Below are 17,306 nucleotides of genomic sequence, written 5' to 3' on the forward strand. Positions count from 1 at the left end.
CACTTAAGACAAATAGCAGTAAGATGAAATTTCGGAGCAGCCATGAAAAGTCTTAGCGATACTTCAATTTCCGTTCTTGATCTGGTTCCTTATCCGCAAGGAAAAACAATTTCCGATGCATTTAGAAACACCTTAGAACTTTCGCAGAAAGCAGAAGCGTTGGGATATAAAAGATATTGGATGGCGGAACACCATAATCTTGAAGGCATTGCCAGTGCGGCGACATCCATTTTGATCGGCTATGTGGCGGCTCACACGAAAACCATTCGCGTGGGTTCCGGTGGTATCATGCTTCCTAATCACGCGCCTTTAGTGATTGCTGAACAATTCGGAACCTTAGAAACACTCTATCCGGGCCGCATTGATTTAGGTTTGGGGCGTGCTCCTGGGAGTGATGCTTCGACCATGCGAGCTTTGCGCCGCGACCACGGGGCTCGAGGTGTAGATTTTGGTGAGTTGATTGAAGAGCTTGTGGGATATTTTGCTCCCGCGCGGCCCGATCAAAAAGTAAAAGCCATCCCCGGAAATGGTTTAGAAATTCCTATTTGGATTTTAGGTTCAAGTCTTTTCAGTGCTCAACTTGCGGCGCGCCTAGGAAGGCCCTATGCATTTGCTGGGCACTTTGCTCCGGGCGCGATGGAAGAAGCTTTTGAGCTTTATCGACATCAGTTTTTGCCGTCGCATTATTTGAACAAACCTTACACGATGGCCGGCATTTCAATTGTCGCCGCCGACACCAATGAACACGCGGAATACCTCTCTACAAGTTTGAAACAACGATTTGTAAGTCTGATCCGCGGAAACCTTCGACAAACACCACCACCGGTTAAAGACATGCGACCTTTTTGGACGGTTCAAGAAGAAGCCACAGTGCAGTCAATGTCTAGAACAATGATCGTCGGTGACAAAGAAACCGTTCGTCGCAAGATGCAGGACTTTATTGATAGCACGCAAGTAGATGAACTTATGATTACGTCGGACGTTTATGAGCACAGCGAACGCCTGCACTCATTTGAAATTATCGCCGACGCTAAGAAATCTGCGCTTTAACTATTTACCTAGGCGATAGGGTTCTAGGTGTTCTTTTAAAGCCGCATGCAGGGATTGTAAAAGCTTGCGATCTCTAAAGACCTTTCCCATTCCATAAGCTCCTTCTTGCGCCATTACAATATATTGAGCCATTTGCTGGCTATTTAGGTTTTTTTTGAGATAGCCCTCTGATTTCCCGCGTTCCAAATGCTCGCGAGTGCCTTCGATCCAGGCACCTAACACCGAGCTAAGAATTTCGCGGAATTTCGGATCCACCGTCGACATTTCTTGGCAAAGATTATTTAAGGGGCATCCACAGGCCATAAACTCATCCGGGATTTCGACAATGTTCTTTTTAAAACAATGTAAAATCCCTTGGACTGGATCCTTATAAACCCGTAAAGGCTTAATCCAACGCTCTTCCATCATATCGCGCAAGTATTCATTAGCTAAGACATAGCCCAATTCTTTTTTCGAAGGGAAGTGGTGAAAAAACGCGCCTTTGGTCATTTTGGTCTTTGCCACAATTTGATCCACACTGACGGCCTGAAAACTGTTCATATAGATCTCAATAAAAGCCACGTCCAAAATTTGGGCGCGAGTCTTTTCCGAGTCACGTTTTACTAATCTTTCCATGAACTTAGATCCTTTTCATACCAATTGGTATTTAACAGATGCCTTCATATTATCACAGTACCGCCTAAAAACATATTGAGTTTTAAAAATAACATACCGTATAGTATGTAAAGAACCCTCACTTCAGAAAGAGTCAAATATGGAAAAAACTAAAGACATTGCAGTGAATCCAGAGTTGGACCTAGTGTTAGAACGTATTTTACCTGTAACTCGACAACAGGTTTTTAAAGCTTGGACTACGCCTTCTAGCTTCAAAAATTGGTTCTGCCCTCGCCCGTGGACTGTCTCAGAAGCAATTCAAGAACTTCATCCCGGTGGAGCCTTCATCACGACCATGCAATCTCCTGAAGGGCAATCTTTCCCGAACGATGGGTGTGTTCTGGAAGTGATCGAAAATGAAAAACTTGTATTTACCTCCACCATGACTCGTGGCTTTCGCCCCATCCAATCTCACCTCCCGTTTACGGCTGTTATAAAACTTGAAGACCATCCCCAAGGAACCAAGTACACGGCCATTGCCATTCACCAAGATGCTGCCGGCAGAAAGACTCACTCCGAAATGGGTTTTGAACAAGGCTGGGGTATGGTCATCGATCAAATGGTTGAAGAAATTAAAAAAGGTACCATATAAAAAGGAGCCCTTTATGAATAAGCTAACAATCTGTCTTGGCTACGACACCCAAGCTGAACAGGCCGTTAATTTTTACTGTTCCGTTTTTAAAGATGCGAAGATTCAAACAAAAACCATCGTTGGCGAAAATGAATTCGGCGGCCCTCCCGGCTCGGTGCGCACGATTTCTTTTTCAGCCATGGGACAAGATTTTATCGCGGTGAACGGGGGATCCTATTTTGCCAATCTTTTTAATGACGGCATGTCGTTTATGATTAATTGCGAAACTCAAGAGGAGATCGACTATTACTGGGATAAACTGACCGCCGACGGTGGAAAAGAAGTTCAGTGCGGATGGCTTAAAGACAAATTCGGCATGTCATGGCAAGTAGTTCCTGCCATGATGGCTCATCTAATGGCAGATCCTGATCAAAAGAAATCACAGCGGGTGATGCAAGAGGTTTTAAAAATGAAAAAACTTGATATCGCAACCTTAAAGAAAGCTTACCAAGGAAATTAGAACTCCGCTTAGCGGCCGTTTTAGGGCGGCCGCTAGTTTAACTTGGAATATTTCTTTTCCAGATCTTCGGCCAATTTATCTAAAACAAAACCCCAAGCATATTGATGAATGTCCTTAGATTTTTCATCTCTAAAGCCAGCATGGGTCACGCGCAATAAAACTTCATTTTCGACGTCATGCATTTCTATGCGCACCACGGTCTCAGCCCCTTCAGTTCCGCCCGCCCCGGTCACCCAAGTTAGTTCGATGAGCTGATTTTCGACTAATTTAAGAAATCGCCCGTAATGGGGATGACGAGATTCTTTATCCGCCCCTTCGGGCTTAAATGCGGTTTCAAAAAAGAAGGGTGCGTTTACTTCTACGTTCATTAGTACAGAACCTTTGGCCGCAAACCAAGTATCTAAACCACTAGTCCAAGCATGATACAAGATGGAGCGATTGAATTTAAACACCTTTTCACGGAAACACGCTAAAGGCCGATCACTTAAATCGGGCATGCATACTGTCTGCGCCATTCATCCTCCACCTATACAGGGTAGCGCATTTCCTTTCTAAAAACCAACCCCTCCGCCAATAAAGTCCAGGCACAACTATATAATCTAAAGCTATCGTTTATATAAAATAACGGTATTAGCATTTATATAGTTTAAATCCTATATTAAATCCATCACCAAGATTCATGAAAAAGGAGAAACACCATGATTCAAGTACGCAGAGCAAACGACAGAGGAAACGCCCAACACGGCTGGCTGAATTCTAAGCACACTTTTTCATTCGGCGAATACTATGATCGCGACTTCATGGGCTTTAGCGTATTGCGGGTGATTAACGAAGATCGCATTCAAGGCGGAACTGGTTTTGATACTCACGGCCATCGCGATATGGAAATCATCTCTTACGTGATTGAGGGAGCCCTTGAACACAAAGACTCTATGGGCAGCGATGTGGTCATTAAGCCTGGCGAAGTGCAACGCATGAGTGCCGGCACTGGCGTACGACATTCCGAGTACAATCACTTGCAAGATCAAGCGACACATTTTTTACAAATTTGGATCTTACCGGAAGTACTTGGGGTAAAACCAAGTTATGATCAAAAGGCCTTTTTTCAAAACGACTTTTCTTGCAGTGACATGGTTTTAGTAGGCTCGCGTAATGGTCGCAACGGATCTGTTTCCATCAACCAAGATGTCGACATGTATGCCGTAAAAGCCACCGACGACGGGGAAAAACTTTTAAAAACCTACCTTCACCGTCACATCTGGATCCAAGTGGTCAAGGGTGATGTGAAAGTAGAAAACGAGACATTGAATTCAGGCGATGGCGCTGGAATTACCGGAGTTGAAAGCCTTCGCATCACATGGACCAAAGGTTCCGAATTCTTAGTCTTTGATTTACCTTAGGAGACGTTATGAAAGAAAATATTCGCGAACTCAGCTTACGACTAAGAAACGTCCACCAACGTTTCTTAGAGCTAGAGCGCCGACAGGCGGAACAAGATCTTGAACGCCGCCTGACTTCGTTTGATTTCTTATTGTATCTGACTCAAGATTATCGCTATGCATGGCTTCAACCTCTTTCGGCTTTGATTGCCGAAATGGACGCCTTCGTGGACGAAACAGAAGTCGTCTCGGCGGAAGACTTTGAACGTCTGCATCTGCAAATTCGCAACCTTTTAGGAAAAAAAGGCACACGTCTAGCGGGTCGATTTACAGAACACTTAGAAAAAGATCCAGAGCTGGTTTTAGCTTATGGATCGTTAAACGAATTTATTAATGCCAACAGAAAGCCAGAGGCGGAGTTATAAAATGGTTACCGGAGTTAGAAAAGAAGGACTTACAGCAGAAATAGCCGTGCGCGATCATCGCCTTATTTCCGGCGTGGTGGAAAAACTGGGCGGCCACGATGAGGGCTTAAATCCCCATGAGCTTTTAGAAGCGGCGTTGGTGGGATGCACGATCATCACGGCCCAAATGTACGCCAATCGCAAAGGCATGAAATTAGAATCCACAGACGTCACCGTAAAGGTGGTTTCTGAAAGTAAAGAGTCTTCGGTCATTAGCCGTGAGGTTTCGTTTCGCGGTGATCTTACCGATGAAGATCGGGCTCGTTTAGCGGAGATTGTGAATAAATGCCCTATTCACAACCTGCTAGAAAGCCAAATTAAAATCGACACAGTTGTAAAGTAATAGACAGCTTCTAAAAGACGCGACTATAGTAAAATCTATGGCGATCTTTCCTAAAGAAGTAATTCAAAAAAGACAAAAGAACGTCGCTGAGGCTCTTAGCGACGTTCTTAAAAATGACGAATGCCTTTTAGTCCTTTCTGGACTTCCAATCGGGAAACCCGGCGGGCTTGATCAAACTTACGATTTCCTTCCTCATCCTACCTATTACTGGCTGACGGGCTTTCGCTCTGCTCGCGGAGTGGCTTTCTTTTCTAAAAGTACGGGCTGGATTGATTTTGTTAAATTTGCGACTCGCGAAGATAAGTTTTGGGAAGGAGCGGATGAAGAACTTCATGGCCGTGATATTTCTGAACTAGAATCTTTTTTAAGCGGCCAAAAATTTTCGCAAATTTATAAAATTGGCCAACTTGCTTATAATGATTCTGCACTTACCAGCGAAGCAGGCAAAGCCACGCTAGAAAAGATCCACTTAAAAGTAAATGCCCTTCGTCGCGTGAAAGACGCTCACGAAGTGCAGATGATCTTAAACATCGCCGATATTGCCAATAAAGGTTACAAAAAACTTCAATCTTTTATTCGTCCCGGGGTCACTGAAAAAGAAATTCAAATAGAATTTGAATCTGAAATCCAACGCCACGGCGCCCACGGCATGCCTTATGGGACCATTGTCGGCAGTGGAAGCAACGCCGCGATCTTGCACGCCATCCCTACAATGAAAAAGGTCGAACAAAGTGATTTGGTTCTTATTGATGCCGGGGCTGATGTTTACGATTACTGTGTGGATATCACGCGCGTGTACCCGGCGAGTGGTCAGTTTTCAACCATGCAAAAAGAAATTTATGATCTTGTGAAACAGGCACAAACCAAAGCCATCGAAAAATGCCACATCGGCACCCAATGGCATGATGTGCATCGCACTTCTGCTAGAGTGATCGCCGAAGGGTTAAAAGCATTAAATATTATGAAAGGCGACACGGAAGCCATTCTTGATACGGGTGCTATTGCCGTCTTTTATCCTCATGGTGTCGGTCACCTTGTGGGACTGAGAGTGCGCGATGTTGGTTGTCCAGAAAATCTAAATCCAAAAAAATACTGTGGTGCCAACTTGCGCGTGGATTTAGAACTTAAGGAAAACTTCCTGATCACTGTTGAGCCGGGATGCTATTTTATTAAGGGCTTGATTGACGACGCAGAAAATCGCACTAAGTTTAAAGATTTTATCAACTGGCAAGAAGTCGAAAAATGGAAAGGCCTTGGTGGCGTTCGCATCGAAGACGATATGCTAATCACTCAAGGCCCGGCAAGAAACTTAACAGCGGTTGTGGATAAGATTTAGTTATCTGACTTTTGATACGACCACTTCTAATTTAAGATTTTTACCAGAATCCTCAGCAATCTCGATGCTGCCTGGATGTCCTTCTTTTAATATCATTTGAGGCGTCGAATGGATTTCTTCTCCATCGCGTTTGCTATAAACATCCATATTTAAAAGAACACCTTGAGCCTTGGGGTCGTTAGGAATATCCGACTTCGTTGCAATAACTTTTAAAGAAGTGGTGTGTGTTTTCTTTGAGTCGGTCTCTGTGATAGTGCCCACTTGACCCTCTGAAACAGTGATACGGGGCTTAGAAACTAATTTTCCGTTCATAAAGATGGACGTACTAATCATATAGACTGATTTAGCATCAACTTCGTTGGCCGCATTCACCGCAAACGATACAAATAATAAAACAAAAGAAATGAAAACCGATTTCATATGTATTCTCCTTTCAACTTTTTTAGCCACCCCATCTTATCAAGTCTTTCGCATCGGAATACCGGTATCTCCTGGGGTCCAGTGTCACGGGCGAAACTGCTTACAGTCAGCTTGCAAATAATAGCAAAATCGCAAGAATAGGTTTTGAGGTGATCCATGAACGTGAAAGATTCAGAATTCAAAGCACTTTTAGAGAAATACAAAAAATTCGCCGTTTACGGATTAAGCCCAGATGCCACCAAGGCCAGCCATTATGTTCCACTGTACATGCGTGATCATGGATGGGAGATGGTGGGTACTTACCCGAAGGATCATAACGCCGGTGGATTTAAAATTTATAAGACATTAAAAGAAATTCCGGCCGAATACAGAAAATTCGTGGACGTCTTTAGAAGTTCTGACCGCATTGATGAAGTCGTGGATGAGGCCATAGAGGCCGGTGGCGTAGAAGTTCTTTGGCTTCAATTAGGGATATCAAATCCTGAAGCGGAAGTCCGCGCCGAAAAAGCTGGTATCAAAGTCGTTTCCAACCGCTGTTTGATCATTGAACACAAGAAATATTTTTGATCTCATTCCACGCTTTGGTGAGCGGTTCACTAATAGCTCCATCAAAGCTGACCGCTTTAAACAGATTAAACTCGGACACTTCGCCCATCTTCCAAGTTCCGTCGGCCTGTGGATTATAGCTTCGTTTATCAATTAAGTTATAGCGGCGAAGTTGAATTCCTTTATCTGTCATCTGCGCGGAAACAAGCTTTTCTACTTCTTCGACCAAATCAACAGGAATCAAAAAACCAGAGGCCTCTTTCCATTTTGCCAGAAAGTAATAACCCCTTAAGAAGTCATAGTCATAAAAACGTGGAAATCTAATTTCAATCCAGTCGTTATCAATAACGTCACCATTTGAAATCCTGCGGAAAAGTTTTTGGCGCACTAGATATTCCGCGCCTTTATTCAAAAAATTCACTTCTTCAGCCGTTAAATCTTGATGACGACAGAATAAAACCGCTTCAAGACAGCAGATTGTCGAAACGATGGAACTTTTGGGTGTTGTCTTCGTATAAACGCTCTCATCACAGTTAAGGCCGCCGTCAGGCAATTGATACTTTACAAACCATGGGCGCATCCATGGCAAGTCCCTGTCGACGTCAACCCCTGCTGCAAAAAGAATCTGATACATATTTCCCACTGAGCAAATGCACGGAATCTGACGATAAGAATCGGTGCCCGGGGGAACTTCTTCCGAGCGAATGGGGAAAAACTGAAGATAGTGGTTCTGTAAGGCGTGCACCATCGCATCCAAGGTGATTTTAGGGATCTGACGAGCTAAGCCCAGCTCTTTTAAAACAGCCATGTGCCACCACGGCGTATCCCACTTAGGCCAATACGGATCTCGTTTGATGCTTTCAACAGCTTCAAATGATGAAAGATAAGAAATACTTTCTTCTAACGCGCTTTTAAAATCCGTCATCCGATTTCCATTCGCATAGGCTGACAAGGAACATCAACGCCTGACATCTTAATGAAAGCTTGTGGTCCGTTTTCTTTAAAACCCACGGACTTATAAAAATCTTTTGCAGAGATCGTCGACTCCAGGCGAACTTCTTTTACCTCTCTAGATTTCATACACTCAAGCATGATTTGCATCGCCGTCTTACCCACGGACCTACCCAAAACTTGCGGAGTAATATACAAGCCAAATACGTGAGCAATTCTCCATCCATTTTTAAAATGATGCTTCATATGAGCATAACCTTCAATTTTTCCCTGACACTCGATAACCCACACATCCGAATCTTTGATAGCGCTATGCCGGGCCTCTTCAGAATAAGGACGATATCCCCAAGCTTGAATTGCATCCTCGGAATAATCCTTGGCACATATCTCTTGAATTGACCTCATGTGTGCCTGATGGATCCCTTCAGCATCAGTAAGAACCGCCTTTCGAATCACAAGTCCTTTGGCAGGGCTTTTATTCCATCTTTTCAAGGCTTCGCTAATAGCGATAGCACTGCTTTCTAGCAACTCAGCCTCAGCACCATTTCGCTGGCGCAAAAAGTAGGATGTGGAAAAATCTCCGTAAGCCAGTCCATAGAATTTTTGGTCAAAAAACAGTTTACCTAAATGCTGATGATAAGATGCTCTGAGCGAATCTGAAATCTCGGAAGCATTCATTATTTCTTTTGCTTGATCGAAAAGGCCTGCGGCCTTTTTAAATTCCCGTTGCCACTGGTAGACATGGGCCAAACGGATAAGGTTTTGTAGAATTCGAGACTGAGCGACACCTTTATAAGACAATGCAAGAGACTTCATTAAATAAAACTCTGCCTTATCTAATTTCATCAAAATTCGAGAAGAAATCCCCGCCATTTCATATAAAGAAAGCCTTTCCTCATCATTAACGGCAGATTTCATCTTTTCTTGCTGATCTAATAGATAACTTTCCCACTCCGCAAGATTATTGGGTACATCCCGCAGATCGCTATCAAAATGAAATCCAGGAATTGATGTCATATTTATCCGATCTTCTTAGCATAGGCGTAAGCCCGCTTAGTCCAATTGTTTTTTTCATAAAACTTAACACCGCGTTCGTTTTCAACACCTGTGCACAGGCGAAGCACTTTGCATTTATTTTGCTTCGCGATTTCTTCAGCGTAAATCAAAAGCTTCGCGCCCAGACCCTGAGATCTAGCACTTTCGGTTGAAACCAAATCATCAATATACAAATGTCTTCCGCGAACAAAATCAGATAAAAAACGATAACCAATTAAGGCTAAGATTTGATCACCACTTTCAACGGCCACGATTTCATAGCCATCGGTTTTTTGCGCTTCTTGATAAATTAAAAGATATTCTTCGTAACTAAGATGAGGACGAAGTTCCCGCATAACGGGAAAGCATCTTTTTAAATCTTCCAATTTTTTGACCGTAAAAAAATGCAAAGACATCTTCACCTCGAAAATATAATGAACTCGCTAATCTTAACCTTCTAAGAACAAAATCCTAACAATCATTTTTGCTAAATTCTGCTATTTACTCATCAGATTAAAACAATTGTTTCAGGGATCTTATGCTTAGAGCCATTTTATTCTTAGCTTTTTATATGCTTCACTTTTCAGCCGACGCTGCTTACTTATTTTTCTATTTCTGAAAAACAGCCATCCCAAAATCGCCAATCACATAATCTTTTTGATTCGCAATTCCCCAACGAATCATCGCATACAGAACAGGCTTTAAGGATTCACCTTTCGGGGTTAGCGAGTATTCCACACCGGCTAAGCGATCTTTAGATATCGCAAAGCGCTGCACGATGCCTGATTTTTCTAATTCCTTAAGTTCTTTGGTTAAGGTCGTTGGCGTAATGCCCGGCGAAAGCCGCTTTAATTCGCCAAATCTTTTGGATCCTTTGCGCATATTGTAAAGCAAAATAGCTTTCCATTTTCCACCAATAAGACTGATCGTCATCTCCGCGGGACAATTAAATTTACGCTTTTCCATAAGGCCTCATAGTATCTAAAAGCATACTAGTTATCATTCTCGAACTTATTTTCAAGACCATGAACTTGTGCTAACTTAAGCGAACTTATGGATCAAGTTAAAGTTATCACCTTTAATCCCAAATACGTTAATAGCTATATAGAGCTTAATCGCCAGTGGATTGAAAAGTATTTTAAAATTGAACCAATGGACATTGCCCAGCTTGAAAATCCTTATGAAAACGTCCTAAAACATGGCGAAATCTTTTTTCTTTTAGAAAATGAAGTCGCCAAAGGAACCTGCGCGATGATCGAGCACGGCGTCGGCTGTTATGAACTTGCAAAAATGGCCGTCGACCCAATATCGCGCGGAAAAGGTTACGGAGATATCTTAATGGAAGAAGCCATCAAATGGGCCCGAACAAAAGGGGCTAACAAAGTGATGCTGCTTTCAAATACCATTTTAGAGCCCGCCATCACGCTTTACAAAAAGCATGGATTTAAAACCACACATTTAGGTCCGCACCCCGATTATGAACGCTGCAATATTGAGATGGAACTAGCCCTTTAAGAACAAATCTTACTTACAGGCAAACATCCAACTTTCAATCCACAAAAAGACCGCTATTCCCTCGGCATAAACTTTTTCTTATTGTTAAATCAAAACTCTAGGAGAAAGCTTATGAATCTCAAATCCATCCTTGTTCTTACGATCAGCACCGTTGTTGCCTTGCCCGCATATCCCTGCACCCGAGTTTTATGGGAAAATAAAAAAAGTGACGTCATTGTGGGGCGCAATATGGACTGGGCTGAAGACACGATGTCAAACATGTGGCTTTTACCTCGAGGAATTTCGCGCGAGGGCCTCACTCACGAAAACCCCCTGAAATGGACTTCTAAATATGGCAGTGTGATTATCACCGCCTATGATATCGGAACCGCCGATGGACTTAACGAAAAAGGTCTGACAGCGAATCTGCTTTATCTAACTGAAAGCAAGTTCCCAACTCGCGACCCTAAGATTCCGGGGCTCGCTGTGAGTTTATGGAGTCAATATTATCTAGATAATTTTGCTACCGTGGCAGAGGCGGTTTCCTATACCGAAAAGAATCCCTTCCAAGTTCAAACTGCCGGCATTCAAACCGCGGCGGGACGAAGAGAAGGTACCGTCCATATTTCGCTTTCCGATAAAACCGGAGATTCCGCGATTTTGGAATACATCGACGGCAAGGTTAAGATTTATCACGATAAAAATTTTAAAGTGATGACGAACTCCCCACCGTTTGATCAACAGATCGCTGCCTTAAGCAAATACAAAGGTTTCGGAGGGACTCAGAAATTACCCGGCACCACCGACGCGGCCGATCGCTTTATCCGCGCTGCTTACTATAGCAATGCTTTGCCTGAGCCCAAAGATTACCGCGAAGCCGTGGCCGGAGTCTTAAGCGTTTTAAGAAACGTTTCTCAACCCTTTGGTACGCCAGACCCTGTTCGTCCGTATATTTCTACTACACGCTGGAGAACTGTCGCAGATTTAACTAAGGGAATTTATTTTTACGAAAATGTTTTGAGCCCTAATATTGTATGGGTGGATTTTGCAAAACTTAATTTCGCTCAAGGACAACCCGTACAAAAGATCGGTCTAATCAAAAACTATGAGCTGATCGGCGATGTTTCAAATAAGTTTGCACCCGCAAAACCGTTTCAGTTCTTAAAACCTGAGGCAGAGCCCGCACGCAATGCTCAGCTCTAAACTCTGCCTAACTTTAAATTCGCCGGAACCGCGACGTCCAATTTTTTTGGCGGAGGTAATTTTAAATCCGCCATAATCTGAACGAAGTCTTCCAGTTTACGCTGTTGATTCAGTCGAACATTGTGCTTTTTCTCATCCCCAATAGTCGATGAGGTAAAGCCTTTATAATCATGTGCTGGATACACCAAAGTTTCGTCAGGCAGAACAAAAAGCTTAGTGCGCACGTTTTCATAAAGGCTCTTTGCCGATCCCTCTTGAAAGTCAGTACGGCCATTAGCGCGAATCATTAAAGTGTCACCAGTAAAGACTCGGTCACTCATTAAAAAGCACAGACAGCTATTGGTGTGACCCGGAGTTGTTAATACCTTAATTTCATACTGGCCAAAACGAATCACATCCCCCTCTTTAAGTGCTTTAAAAGAGCCTTCGATATTAGCTTCAGAGCTTAAAGCAATCTGCGCGCCCGTAGCATCCGCGATTTTTCCCGCACCGGTGATATGATCGGCATGGACGTGAGTTTCAAGGATATAAAGTAATTTAAGATCTAATTCCTTAATCAGCTGAAGGTCTCTGTCGACTTTTTCTAAAACCGGATCAATCATCACGGCTTCGCGCGTAACACGATCGGCAAGGATATAGGTGAAAGTGGAACTTTCGCTTTCAAAAAGCTGCTGGAAAATCAGATTTTTCATAGGCTTTTATGATGCACTCTAGTGCGCGGAAGTACCAGAGGTATTTAAAAGCTCTAAACGACGACCAATCGCTGATAAGCTTTGAACCAAAGAATCCGCACCTTGCTCAAGCGTTTTAAGGCGAGAAGTATGAGCTTCATTTTTCAGTTTCAAAGCTTCCGCAATCAAAGGCTGAAGTTGAAGTTGGAATTCTGACAAACGCATTGAAAGATGAGCCCTGTCGTCATCGGTAAGCTCTTCCCCGTCGGGGCGTTTTAGATCATTCAGGGAAAGAGTCAAATCACGAACCTTGTCACCCAAAGCGCGGAAGTCAGCCATTTTTTGATGGTGATCATTTTGGCGAGCTTGGATTTGTTCGGCGCGAGCGGCTACGATTTGGGCTGCGGCTTCCGCCTTAGCGCGGGCTTCGTTTAAAGTCGCAGAAAGTTGAACAACCTCTTCAGCGACACCTTGACCACATTGAGTAAAGTGGTTCATTAGTTTTTGAGCTTGCTCATAGTCGAAGTCTGTTTTTAGATCCATGCTTTCAATCTTTTCGCCCAATCGGACGATTTCAGAAAGATAGTTATCAAGTTTAAGAACAGTTTCAACAAGTGGGGACGGGTTTTTGATTTGATTAGACATGAATTTCTTATGTCACAGCCGCAAAACAAAGCCAATTTTTTTGCGGCTGGCACACTGCCCGATACCGTTACAAATTATTCATAATCAGGGTCAGGATGAAGTTCAGACGGAAGCTCATCAAGAGTGAATTCACCGTAATTAGGATCGATCTCTAAACGCAGGCCCTTAGCATTGATAAACGCAAGTCCCAGATAAAATCCTGGGTCTTCAGTATATGTCATTAGGTTCGCCTCGATATAGCCGACAACCACCCCATTATCAGTCACTTCGTAAAAAGCACCCGCGCGGTAATTGTAATAGCCATCACCCATTTCAAATGGAAGATCGACTTGATCAAACGCTTTTACAACTTTTGAAGGCAATGACGAAACGTTATTGATGTAGCGCGCGTTCGCATCCCCCGGCATCGTTGATAACAAGACTTGATCCGCAGACTTAAAAGGCAACTCAAGCTGCTGAGCTTGGGCGTGATTTACAAAAACCACTGACGTTAACATCGCAAACACAAACATTAAGTTCTTCATGGACATTCCCCTTTTTCAATGGCCGGGGATATAGCACTGCCTTTATCGTAACCAAAAGGTATTCTTGGCACATTGTTATGCCTTAGATGAATACCTCTTCAGCTGTCTCTAAACGACTGTTTGCAAAATGAAAACAAACCCTTCGAATTCCAATATCTTTCACTTGAGATTTTTTACATTACAACTGCGCCTCAATATGATCCGGAATCTTTAGTCATACTTATATTCGACCGAATAGATGGGTCCAAACATCACACTAAGGGGATTCGGGAATGGTGAAGTTTTTGGCGGCCAGCCTGTTCTTGGCAAACATCGCTTATGCACAAATCAATGTTTCCGTAAATTCAAACACCACGATCACCGAGATAAATGCCAACCCCGTCGGCATGGTTTTAAACCAAATGAATGACGGAACACTTTCGCAAAGCTCGTTAACTACCGCGGTTCAATCAACCGGCTCAAAGCGCCTGCGCTTTCCTGAAGGTGAAACGGCCGATAACTATTACTTTACCGACCCTGCTTATATTTCTGCGCCACGCCCGTCCACTCACCGTGTGGCCAATACCAGCTGGTATCCGGCAAATAGCTCGCTTGCAAATTCGGCAGGCGTTTACTCTAAGGGTTTAAACTTTGACCAATTCATGGCGGTCGCTAATGCGGCAAAAGCCATTCCTAACGTCGTTCTTTGTTATCCATGTACCGATAAAGCAAAAGCTTTAGAGATGGCCAAAGCTTGGGTGAAGTACGCTAAAGACAAAGGCTATAAAGTAGGCCAATGGGAAATCGGTAACGAAACCTATATTTTTAATTCCAATTACACCGACGTTTATCAAATGAGCGTCAGCGAATACGCTAAAGACGTCATCGAATGGTCGCAAGCTTTAAAAGCCATTGATCCAAGTATTAAACTAGGTGCTAATGGCGAAACGACGGAATGGTTCTATTCACTTTTGACTTATAAACATCCGACTTTAAATATTTATGCGGCCCAAGCTCTTGATTTCTTGGTGGTGCATTCTTATCAACAATACGGTTCTAACTTTGCAAACTATCAAGCTAATAAAAATTCTTGGGGCACACTTGATTATGGCGCCAGCATTAAAAGTGTTGAAAACGCCCTGAGCCGCGCACAATCGGTGGTGAACACTTCACATCTTCGTCTTTCGATGACCGAAACAAGCAGCATGAATTTCTCTTCCAACGATCCTAATAATTTAGGCTCGGCACTGATGACGGTGGAGATTCTTTTAGAAGCTTTAAAATACTCTCGCCTTGATTATGTGGAACTTTGGGCCAGCCGTTGGATTAATAATTTCTCTGCTAAAACCCCGCAAGCTTCAGATACTTTTTCTTCAACTAATAAATTAAACGCTTCCGGCACGGCCCTAGCGTTAGTTTCAAAATTCGTCGGGAACCGCGCGGTCTATAACTCTGGTTCTACAACGACTTTAAGAGTTTTCAGCCAATTAGATTCGGCGACGAACATGGTAAATGTGATCCTGGTAAACAGAGCAAGCTCTGCCCAAACTGTGGCCCTAAATATCCAAGGTAAAACATCGGCCTTTTCAGGAACACTTTATAAACTCACTGGTAAATCGACGGACACCGCACCCGCACTCAGTTCTTCATCGAATGTGTCTTCATCATCGGCCACACTTTCAATCAGCGTTCCGGCGACTTCAGTTTACGTGATTCAAACAAGTGCACCGGCCGCCTCTCAACCAGCGCCTAATTTAGTTTTAAATCCAAGCTTTGAATCTTCGCTGACTTCTTGGGGTGAAGATTGGGGCAATTCAAGTGTCGTTGCTAATGCCTCTGCCGGCTCTTATGGTTTAAGAATCGGAACGGCGGCGGGTGGTCGCGCGCAAGTATTGAGCGGCCTGGTTGCTGGCAAAACATATAAGCTTTCGGTGTACGGAAAATTAAGTGCCGCTTCCAGTGAATACGCCTGGGCCGGAGTGAAGTTTAGAGATGCTTCTGGCAAAGATATCGCCGGGGCTTCCTACACTGTTCTTGTCACCGGAACGACTTATCAAAAATACGAAGTCATCTTTACCGCGCCTAGTTCATTTAGCTCTGCTGTTGTGTGGGGTTATAAGAATGCGGGTTCAGCTTACTTGCACTTAGATGATTTCTCTTTAACCGCGCAATAGTTTTTGGGACTTTTACAAATGCGAGGATGTCGGAGCTTTTTTTGAGTTTCGACATCTTTTTTGCGTTCAACTCACCCCTTCATTCACCCCCTTTTGCTAATCAATTAAGCAAAATTCTAAGCCGAAAATATTTCGGGTAAATTTAAGAATCTTAAATTTTGGTGACATTTTTGCCCCGATTTTTCCGACCCGATGTGGATAAGTCTGTGGAATACACACATAAATGGTGGATATCTGGACCATTTGGCGCAAATTGTCCCTTGCTTAAGTCAGGATCTCGTTAAGGCTAAGTAATGCAAGCAAGACCAAAGTACTGCGTCATGGAAAATTTAATCATTGAATGTGAGGACTTCAAAAGGAAGGATAAACGATTTTCATTTTGCCGCTGAAAAGTGTGGTAAGGTGAAAAGAATGTTTTTTGTTCTACATGGGGGCGTACTGGCTTCGACGTGGGTGCTGAAACATAAGGAGCATACAGGGGCGCATGAGGACCTCTTTAAAAACGTGCATTTTGTAATTGGCAACGATTACGCACTTGCAGCTTAATTAGCCGCACGATCAACTTTGAGGTGGTTGCGCTCTTAGATTGATTGTCATTTAGTGACCTCGGTGAGCTGGGTTTTCTCCAGCAGGCTCGCTTAAATCCACTGGGGGAATGTTTGATGGGAACTTTGTCGATAGAGGTCCCATCATCATATTAAAATATCGACTAAGTATGTAGCGCCTTATCGCGGATCACTTGCGGACGGGGGTTCAATTCCCCCCGCCTCCACCATTTGTCGGTAAAGATAAAATCGAACTGAGTGAGTTTTAACCAAGATTCACTCGGTTTACTTTTCTCTCATTTTCAGAGGAGAAATCAGTAAGTTGTGGGCAATCTATTTACTTTCTGATACTCGGTTTTCACTCAAATAAATAATCCAAAGCTGGACACAGTTCTGGCTCATGTCTGGACATACTAAGTGCTTACTAAGCATGTAGCGTTTTGAGTGGAGGTTTTTGAATGGGGCGAACAGATCGAGTCGTAATGAGCGTAGAGGCTCGCGTAATGAAGCGATTGCGAGAGCGCAATGGCCTTTCAATGAGGAAAGCAGGACAGCTTCTAGGATACTCAGATAGCTATATTAGCCAAATTGAGAACGGCAGGGAAAATGTCCCTACGGGTGAACGCCTGCTTAGATTTCTGAATATCTACGGGAATATAACCGAAAAGTATTTTAAGCAACTGTGTAAGGATTTTGAAGAAGATCAGACAGACCAAATGGTAATTCAGGATTTACTCCCAAAACTAGGAGTCCCAGGATATGGTTAGCAGAGACACTCTCGCGCACAATTTGCCATAAATAC

Annotated in this window: 22 protein-coding genes and 1 other RNA gene; 13 read left to right on the forward strand and 10 right to left on the reverse strand. The window is 43.4% G+C overall.

Going from position 1 to position 17,306, the window contains the following annotated elements:
- The first annotated feature begins 42 nt into the window (after positions 1–42).
- Positions 43–1,050 (forward strand): LLM class flavin-dependent oxidoreductase, encoded by a 1,008-nt coding sequence (locus AZI86_RS05115; protein WP_061833993.1) that lies wholly within the window; start codon positions 43–45, stop codon positions 1,048–1,050.
- Here the strand turns inward: AZI86_RS05115 and AZI86_RS05120 are convergent, their stop codons facing one another.
- Complete coding sequence (locus tag AZI86_RS05120; protein WP_061833994.1) at positions 1,051–1,665, reverse strand: TetR/AcrR family transcriptional regulator; 615 nt, start codon at positions 1,663–1,665, stop codon at positions 1,051–1,053.
- Between the two features lie 139 nt (positions 1,666–1,804).
- Between AZI86_RS05120 and AZI86_RS05125 the strand changes: the two genes are divergently transcribed.
- Together AZI86_RS05125 and AZI86_RS05130 are read left to right on the forward strand one after the other, a co-directional pair.
- A complete protein-coding gene (locus AZI86_RS05125) occupies positions 1,805–2,296 on the forward strand; it encodes an SRPBCC family protein (protein ID WP_061833995.1) in 492 nt (163 codons plus the stop codon).
- A 13-nt stretch (positions 2,297–2,309) separates the two neighbouring features.
- A complete protein-coding gene (locus AZI86_RS05130) occupies positions 2,310–2,795 on the forward strand; it encodes a VOC family protein (RefSeq protein ID WP_061833996.1) in 486 nt (161 codons plus the stop codon).
- A gap of 32 nt (positions 2,796–2,827) precedes the next feature.
- Here AZI86_RS05130 and AZI86_RS05135 read toward each other — a convergent pair whose 3' ends face one another.
- Positions 2,828–3,310 (reverse strand): SRPBCC family protein, encoded by a 483-nt coding sequence (locus AZI86_RS05135; protein ID WP_061833997.1) that lies wholly within the window; start codon positions 3,308–3,310, stop codon positions 2,828–2,830.
- A 183-nt stretch (positions 3,311–3,493) separates the two neighbouring features.
- Between AZI86_RS05135 and AZI86_RS05140 the strand changes: the two genes are divergently transcribed.
- From AZI86_RS05140 to AZI86_RS05155, 4 genes are read left to right on the forward strand one after another with little or no spacing between them, the layout of a single operon-like run.
- Positions 3,494–4,195, forward strand: coding sequence for a pirin family protein (locus AZI86_RS05140; RefSeq protein WP_061833998.1), 702 nt, complete (start codon positions 3,494–3,496; stop codon positions 4,193–4,195).
- A gap of 8 nt (positions 4,196–4,203) precedes the next feature.
- On the forward strand, positions 4,204–4,599 hold the full coding sequence (locus tag AZI86_RS05145) for a hypothetical protein (RefSeq protein ID WP_061833999.1): 396 nt from the start codon (positions 4,204–4,206) through the stop codon (positions 4,597–4,599).
- 1 nt (position 4,600) lies between these two features.
- Positions 4,601–4,981 (forward strand): OsmC family protein, encoded by a 381-nt coding sequence (locus AZI86_RS05150; protein WP_061834000.1) that lies wholly within the window; start codon positions 4,601–4,603, stop codon positions 4,979–4,981.
- 37 nt (positions 4,982–5,018) lie between these two features.
- Positions 5,019–6,317, forward strand: a complete 1,299-nt coding sequence (locus AZI86_RS05155; protein ID WP_061834001.1) for an aminopeptidase P family protein — start codon at positions 5,019–5,021, stop codon at positions 6,315–6,317.
- Here AZI86_RS05155 and AZI86_RS05160 read toward each other — a convergent pair whose 3' ends face one another.
- Positions 6,318–6,737: a hypothetical protein gene (locus AZI86_RS05160; protein WP_061834002.1), complete on the reverse strand. Its 420-nt coding sequence runs from the start codon at positions 6,735–6,737 to the stop codon at positions 6,318–6,320. It lies immediately after the preceding gene.
- A gap of 156 nt (positions 6,738–6,893) precedes the next feature.
- On the opposite strand from AZI86_RS05160, the gene AZI86_RS05165 reads away from it, so the two are divergent.
- Entirely contained in the window at positions 6,894–7,304 is a 411-nt protein-coding gene (locus AZI86_RS05165; protein ID WP_061834003.1) for a CoA-binding protein, read from the forward strand.
- On the opposite strand, the gene AZI86_RS05170 is transcribed toward AZI86_RS05165, so the two are convergent.
- The 4 genes from AZI86_RS05170 to AZI86_RS05185 all read right to left on the reverse strand — a co-directional run bounded on the left by AZI86_RS05170 (position 7,279) and on the right by AZI86_RS05185 (position 10,235).
- A complete protein-coding gene (locus tag AZI86_RS05170; RefSeq protein WP_061834004.1) occupies positions 7,279–8,208 on the reverse strand; it encodes a hypothetical protein in 930 nt (309 codons plus the stop codon). The genes AZI86_RS05165 and AZI86_RS05170 overlap by 26 nt on opposite strands.
- A complete protein-coding gene (locus AZI86_RS05175) occupies positions 8,205–9,251 on the reverse strand; it encodes a GNAT family N-acetyltransferase (RefSeq protein ID WP_061834005.1) in 1,047 nt (348 codons plus the stop codon). Before AZI86_RS05175 ends, AZI86_RS05170 begins: the two co-directional genes overlap by 4 nt.
- A gap of 2 nt (positions 9,252–9,253) precedes the next feature.
- Complete coding sequence (locus tag AZI86_RS05180; protein WP_061834006.1) at positions 9,254–9,685, reverse strand: GNAT family N-acetyltransferase; 432 nt, start codon at positions 9,683–9,685, stop codon at positions 9,254–9,256.
- A gap of 193 nt (positions 9,686–9,878) precedes the next feature.
- Positions 9,879–10,235: a winged helix-turn-helix transcriptional regulator gene (locus AZI86_RS05185; protein ID WP_081111789.1), complete on the reverse strand. Its 357-nt coding sequence runs from the start codon at positions 10,233–10,235 to the stop codon at positions 9,879–9,881.
- Between the two features lie 87 nt (positions 10,236–10,322).
- On the opposite strand from AZI86_RS05185, the gene AZI86_RS05190 reads away from it, so the two are divergent.
- Positions 10,323–10,784 carry a GNAT family N-acetyltransferase gene (locus AZI86_RS05190; RefSeq protein ID WP_061834007.1) on the forward strand — a complete coding sequence of 154 codons (462 nt, stop codon included), beginning with the start codon at positions 10,323–10,325 and terminating at the stop codon, positions 10,782–10,784.
- A gap of 111 nt (positions 10,785–10,895) precedes the next feature.
- Positions 10,896–11,966: a linear amide C-N hydrolase gene (locus tag AZI86_RS05195; RefSeq protein WP_061834008.1), complete on the forward strand. Its 1,071-nt coding sequence runs from the start codon at positions 10,896–10,898 to the stop codon at positions 11,964–11,966.
- On the opposite strand, the gene AZI86_RS05200 is transcribed toward AZI86_RS05195, so the two are convergent.
- The 3 genes from AZI86_RS05200 to AZI86_RS05210 all read right to left on the reverse strand — a co-directional run bounded on the left by AZI86_RS05200 (position 11,963) and on the right by AZI86_RS05210 (position 13,806).
- Positions 11,963–12,658 carry an MBL fold metallo-hydrolase gene (locus tag AZI86_RS05200; protein WP_253715763.1) on the reverse strand — a complete coding sequence of 232 codons (696 nt, stop codon included), beginning with the start codon at positions 12,656–12,658 and terminating at the stop codon, positions 11,963–11,965. The two genes, AZI86_RS05195 and AZI86_RS05200, sit on opposite strands and share 4 nt — an antisense overlap.
- An 18-nt stretch (positions 12,659–12,676) precedes the next feature.
- Positions 12,677–13,282 (reverse strand): hypothetical protein, encoded by a 606-nt coding sequence (locus AZI86_RS05205; protein WP_061834009.1) that lies wholly within the window; start codon positions 13,280–13,282, stop codon positions 12,677–12,679.
- A gap of 74 nt (positions 13,283–13,356) precedes the next feature.
- Positions 13,357–13,806: a hypothetical protein gene (locus AZI86_RS05210; RefSeq protein WP_061834010.1), complete on the reverse strand. Its 450-nt coding sequence runs from the start codon at positions 13,804–13,806 to the stop codon at positions 13,357–13,359.
- Positions 13,807–14,078: 272 nt separating this feature from the next.
- On the opposite strand from AZI86_RS05210, the gene AZI86_RS05215 reads away from it, so the two are divergent.
- The 3 genes from AZI86_RS05215 to AZI86_RS19490 all read left to right on the forward strand — a co-directional run bounded on the left by AZI86_RS05215 (position 14,079) and on the right by AZI86_RS19490 (position 17,271).
- Positions 14,079–15,959, forward strand: coding sequence for a carbohydrate binding domain-containing protein (locus tag AZI86_RS05215; protein ID WP_061834011.1), 1,881 nt, complete (start codon positions 14,079–14,081; stop codon positions 15,957–15,959).
- Positions 15,960–16,388: 429 nt separating this feature from the next.
- Positions 16,389–16,734, forward strand: a transfer-messenger RNA (tmRNA) gene (gene ssrA, locus AZI86_RS05220).
- A gap of 273 nt (positions 16,735–17,007) precedes the next feature.
- Positions 17,008–17,271, forward strand: a complete 264-nt coding sequence (locus tag AZI86_RS19490; RefSeq protein ID WP_157684633.1) for a helix-turn-helix domain-containing protein — start codon at positions 17,008–17,010, stop codon at positions 17,269–17,271.
- Positions 17,272–17,306 lie beyond the last annotated feature (35 nt).

Source organism: Bdellovibrio bacteriovorus (genome assembly GCF_001592735.1).
In the GTDB taxonomy this organism is placed as follows: Bacteria; Bdellovibrionota; Bdellovibrionia; order Bdellovibrionales; family Bdellovibrionaceae; genus Bdellovibrio; species Bdellovibrio bacteriovorus_D.

Coding starts and splice junctions, on each gene's coding strand:
- AZI86_RS05115 (WP_061833993.1), top strand. CDS start 43: ATGAAAAGTCTTAGCGATACTTCAATTTCCGTTCTTGATCTGGTTCCT.
- AZI86_RS05120 (WP_061833994.1), bottom strand. CDS start 1,665: ATGGAAAGATTAGTAAAACGTGACTCGGAAAAGACTCGCGCCCAAATT.
- AZI86_RS05125 (WP_061833995.1), top strand. CDS start 1,805: ATGGAAAAAACTAAAGACATTGCAGTGAATCCAGAGTTGGACCTAGTG.
- AZI86_RS05130 (WP_061833996.1), top strand. CDS start 2,310: ATGAATAAGCTAACAATCTGTCTTGGCTACGACACCCAAGCTGAACAG.
- AZI86_RS05135 (WP_061833997.1), bottom strand. CDS start 3,310: ATGGCGCAGACAGTATGCATGCCCGATTTAAGTGATCGGCCTTTAGCG.
- AZI86_RS05140 (WP_061833998.1), top strand. CDS start 3,494: ATGATTCAAGTACGCAGAGCAAACGACAGAGGAAACGCCCAACACGGC.
- AZI86_RS05145 (WP_061833999.1), top strand. CDS start 4,204: ATGAAAGAAAATATTCGCGAACTCAGCTTACGACTAAGAAACGTCCAC.
- AZI86_RS05150 (WP_061834000.1), top strand. CDS start 4,601: ATGGTTACCGGAGTTAGAAAAGAAGGACTTACAGCAGAAATAGCCGTG.
- AZI86_RS05155 (WP_061834001.1), top strand. CDS start 5,019: ATGGCGATCTTTCCTAAAGAAGTAATTCAAAAAAGACAAAAGAACGTC.
- AZI86_RS05160 (WP_061834002.1), bottom strand. CDS start 6,737: ATGAAATCGGTTTTCATTTCTTTTGTTTTATTATTTGTATCGTTTGCG.
- AZI86_RS05165 (WP_061834003.1), top strand. CDS start 6,894: ATGAACGTGAAAGATTCAGAATTCAAAGCACTTTTAGAGAAATACAAA.
- AZI86_RS05170 (WP_061834004.1), bottom strand. CDS start 8,208: ATGACGGATTTTAAAAGCGCGTTAGAAGAAAGTATTTCTTATCTTTCA.
- AZI86_RS05175 (WP_061834005.1), bottom strand. CDS start 9,251: ATGACATCAATTCCTGGATTTCATTTTGATAGCGATCTGCGGGATGTA.
- AZI86_RS05180 (WP_061834006.1), bottom strand. CDS start 9,685: ATGTCTTTGCATTTTTTTACGGTCAAAAAATTGGAAGATTTAAAAAGA.
- AZI86_RS05185 (WP_081111789.1), bottom strand. CDS start 10,235: ATGGAAAAGCGTAAATTTAATTGTCCCGCGGAGATGACGATCAGTCTT.
- AZI86_RS05190 (WP_061834007.1), top strand. CDS start 10,323: ATGGATCAAGTTAAAGTTATCACCTTTAATCCCAAATACGTTAATAGC.
- AZI86_RS05195 (WP_061834008.1), top strand. CDS start 10,896: ATGAATCTCAAATCCATCCTTGTTCTTACGATCAGCACCGTTGTTGCC.
- AZI86_RS05200 (WP_253715763.1), bottom strand. CDS start 12,658: ATGAAAAATCTGATTTTCCAGCAGCTTTTTGAAAGCGAAAGTTCCACT.
- AZI86_RS05205 (WP_061834009.1), bottom strand. CDS start 13,282: ATGTCTAATCAAATCAAAAACCCGTCCCCACTTGTTGAAACTGTTCTT.
- AZI86_RS05210 (WP_061834010.1), bottom strand. CDS start 13,806: ATGAAGAACTTAATGTTTGTGTTTGCGATGTTAACGTCAGTGGTTTTT.
- AZI86_RS05215 (WP_061834011.1), top strand. CDS start 14,079: ATGGTGAAGTTTTTGGCGGCCAGCCTGTTCTTGGCAAACATCGCTTAT.
- AZI86_RS19490 (WP_157684633.1), top strand. CDS start 17,008: ATGAAGCGATTGCGAGAGCGCAATGGCCTTTCAATGAGGAAAGCAGGA.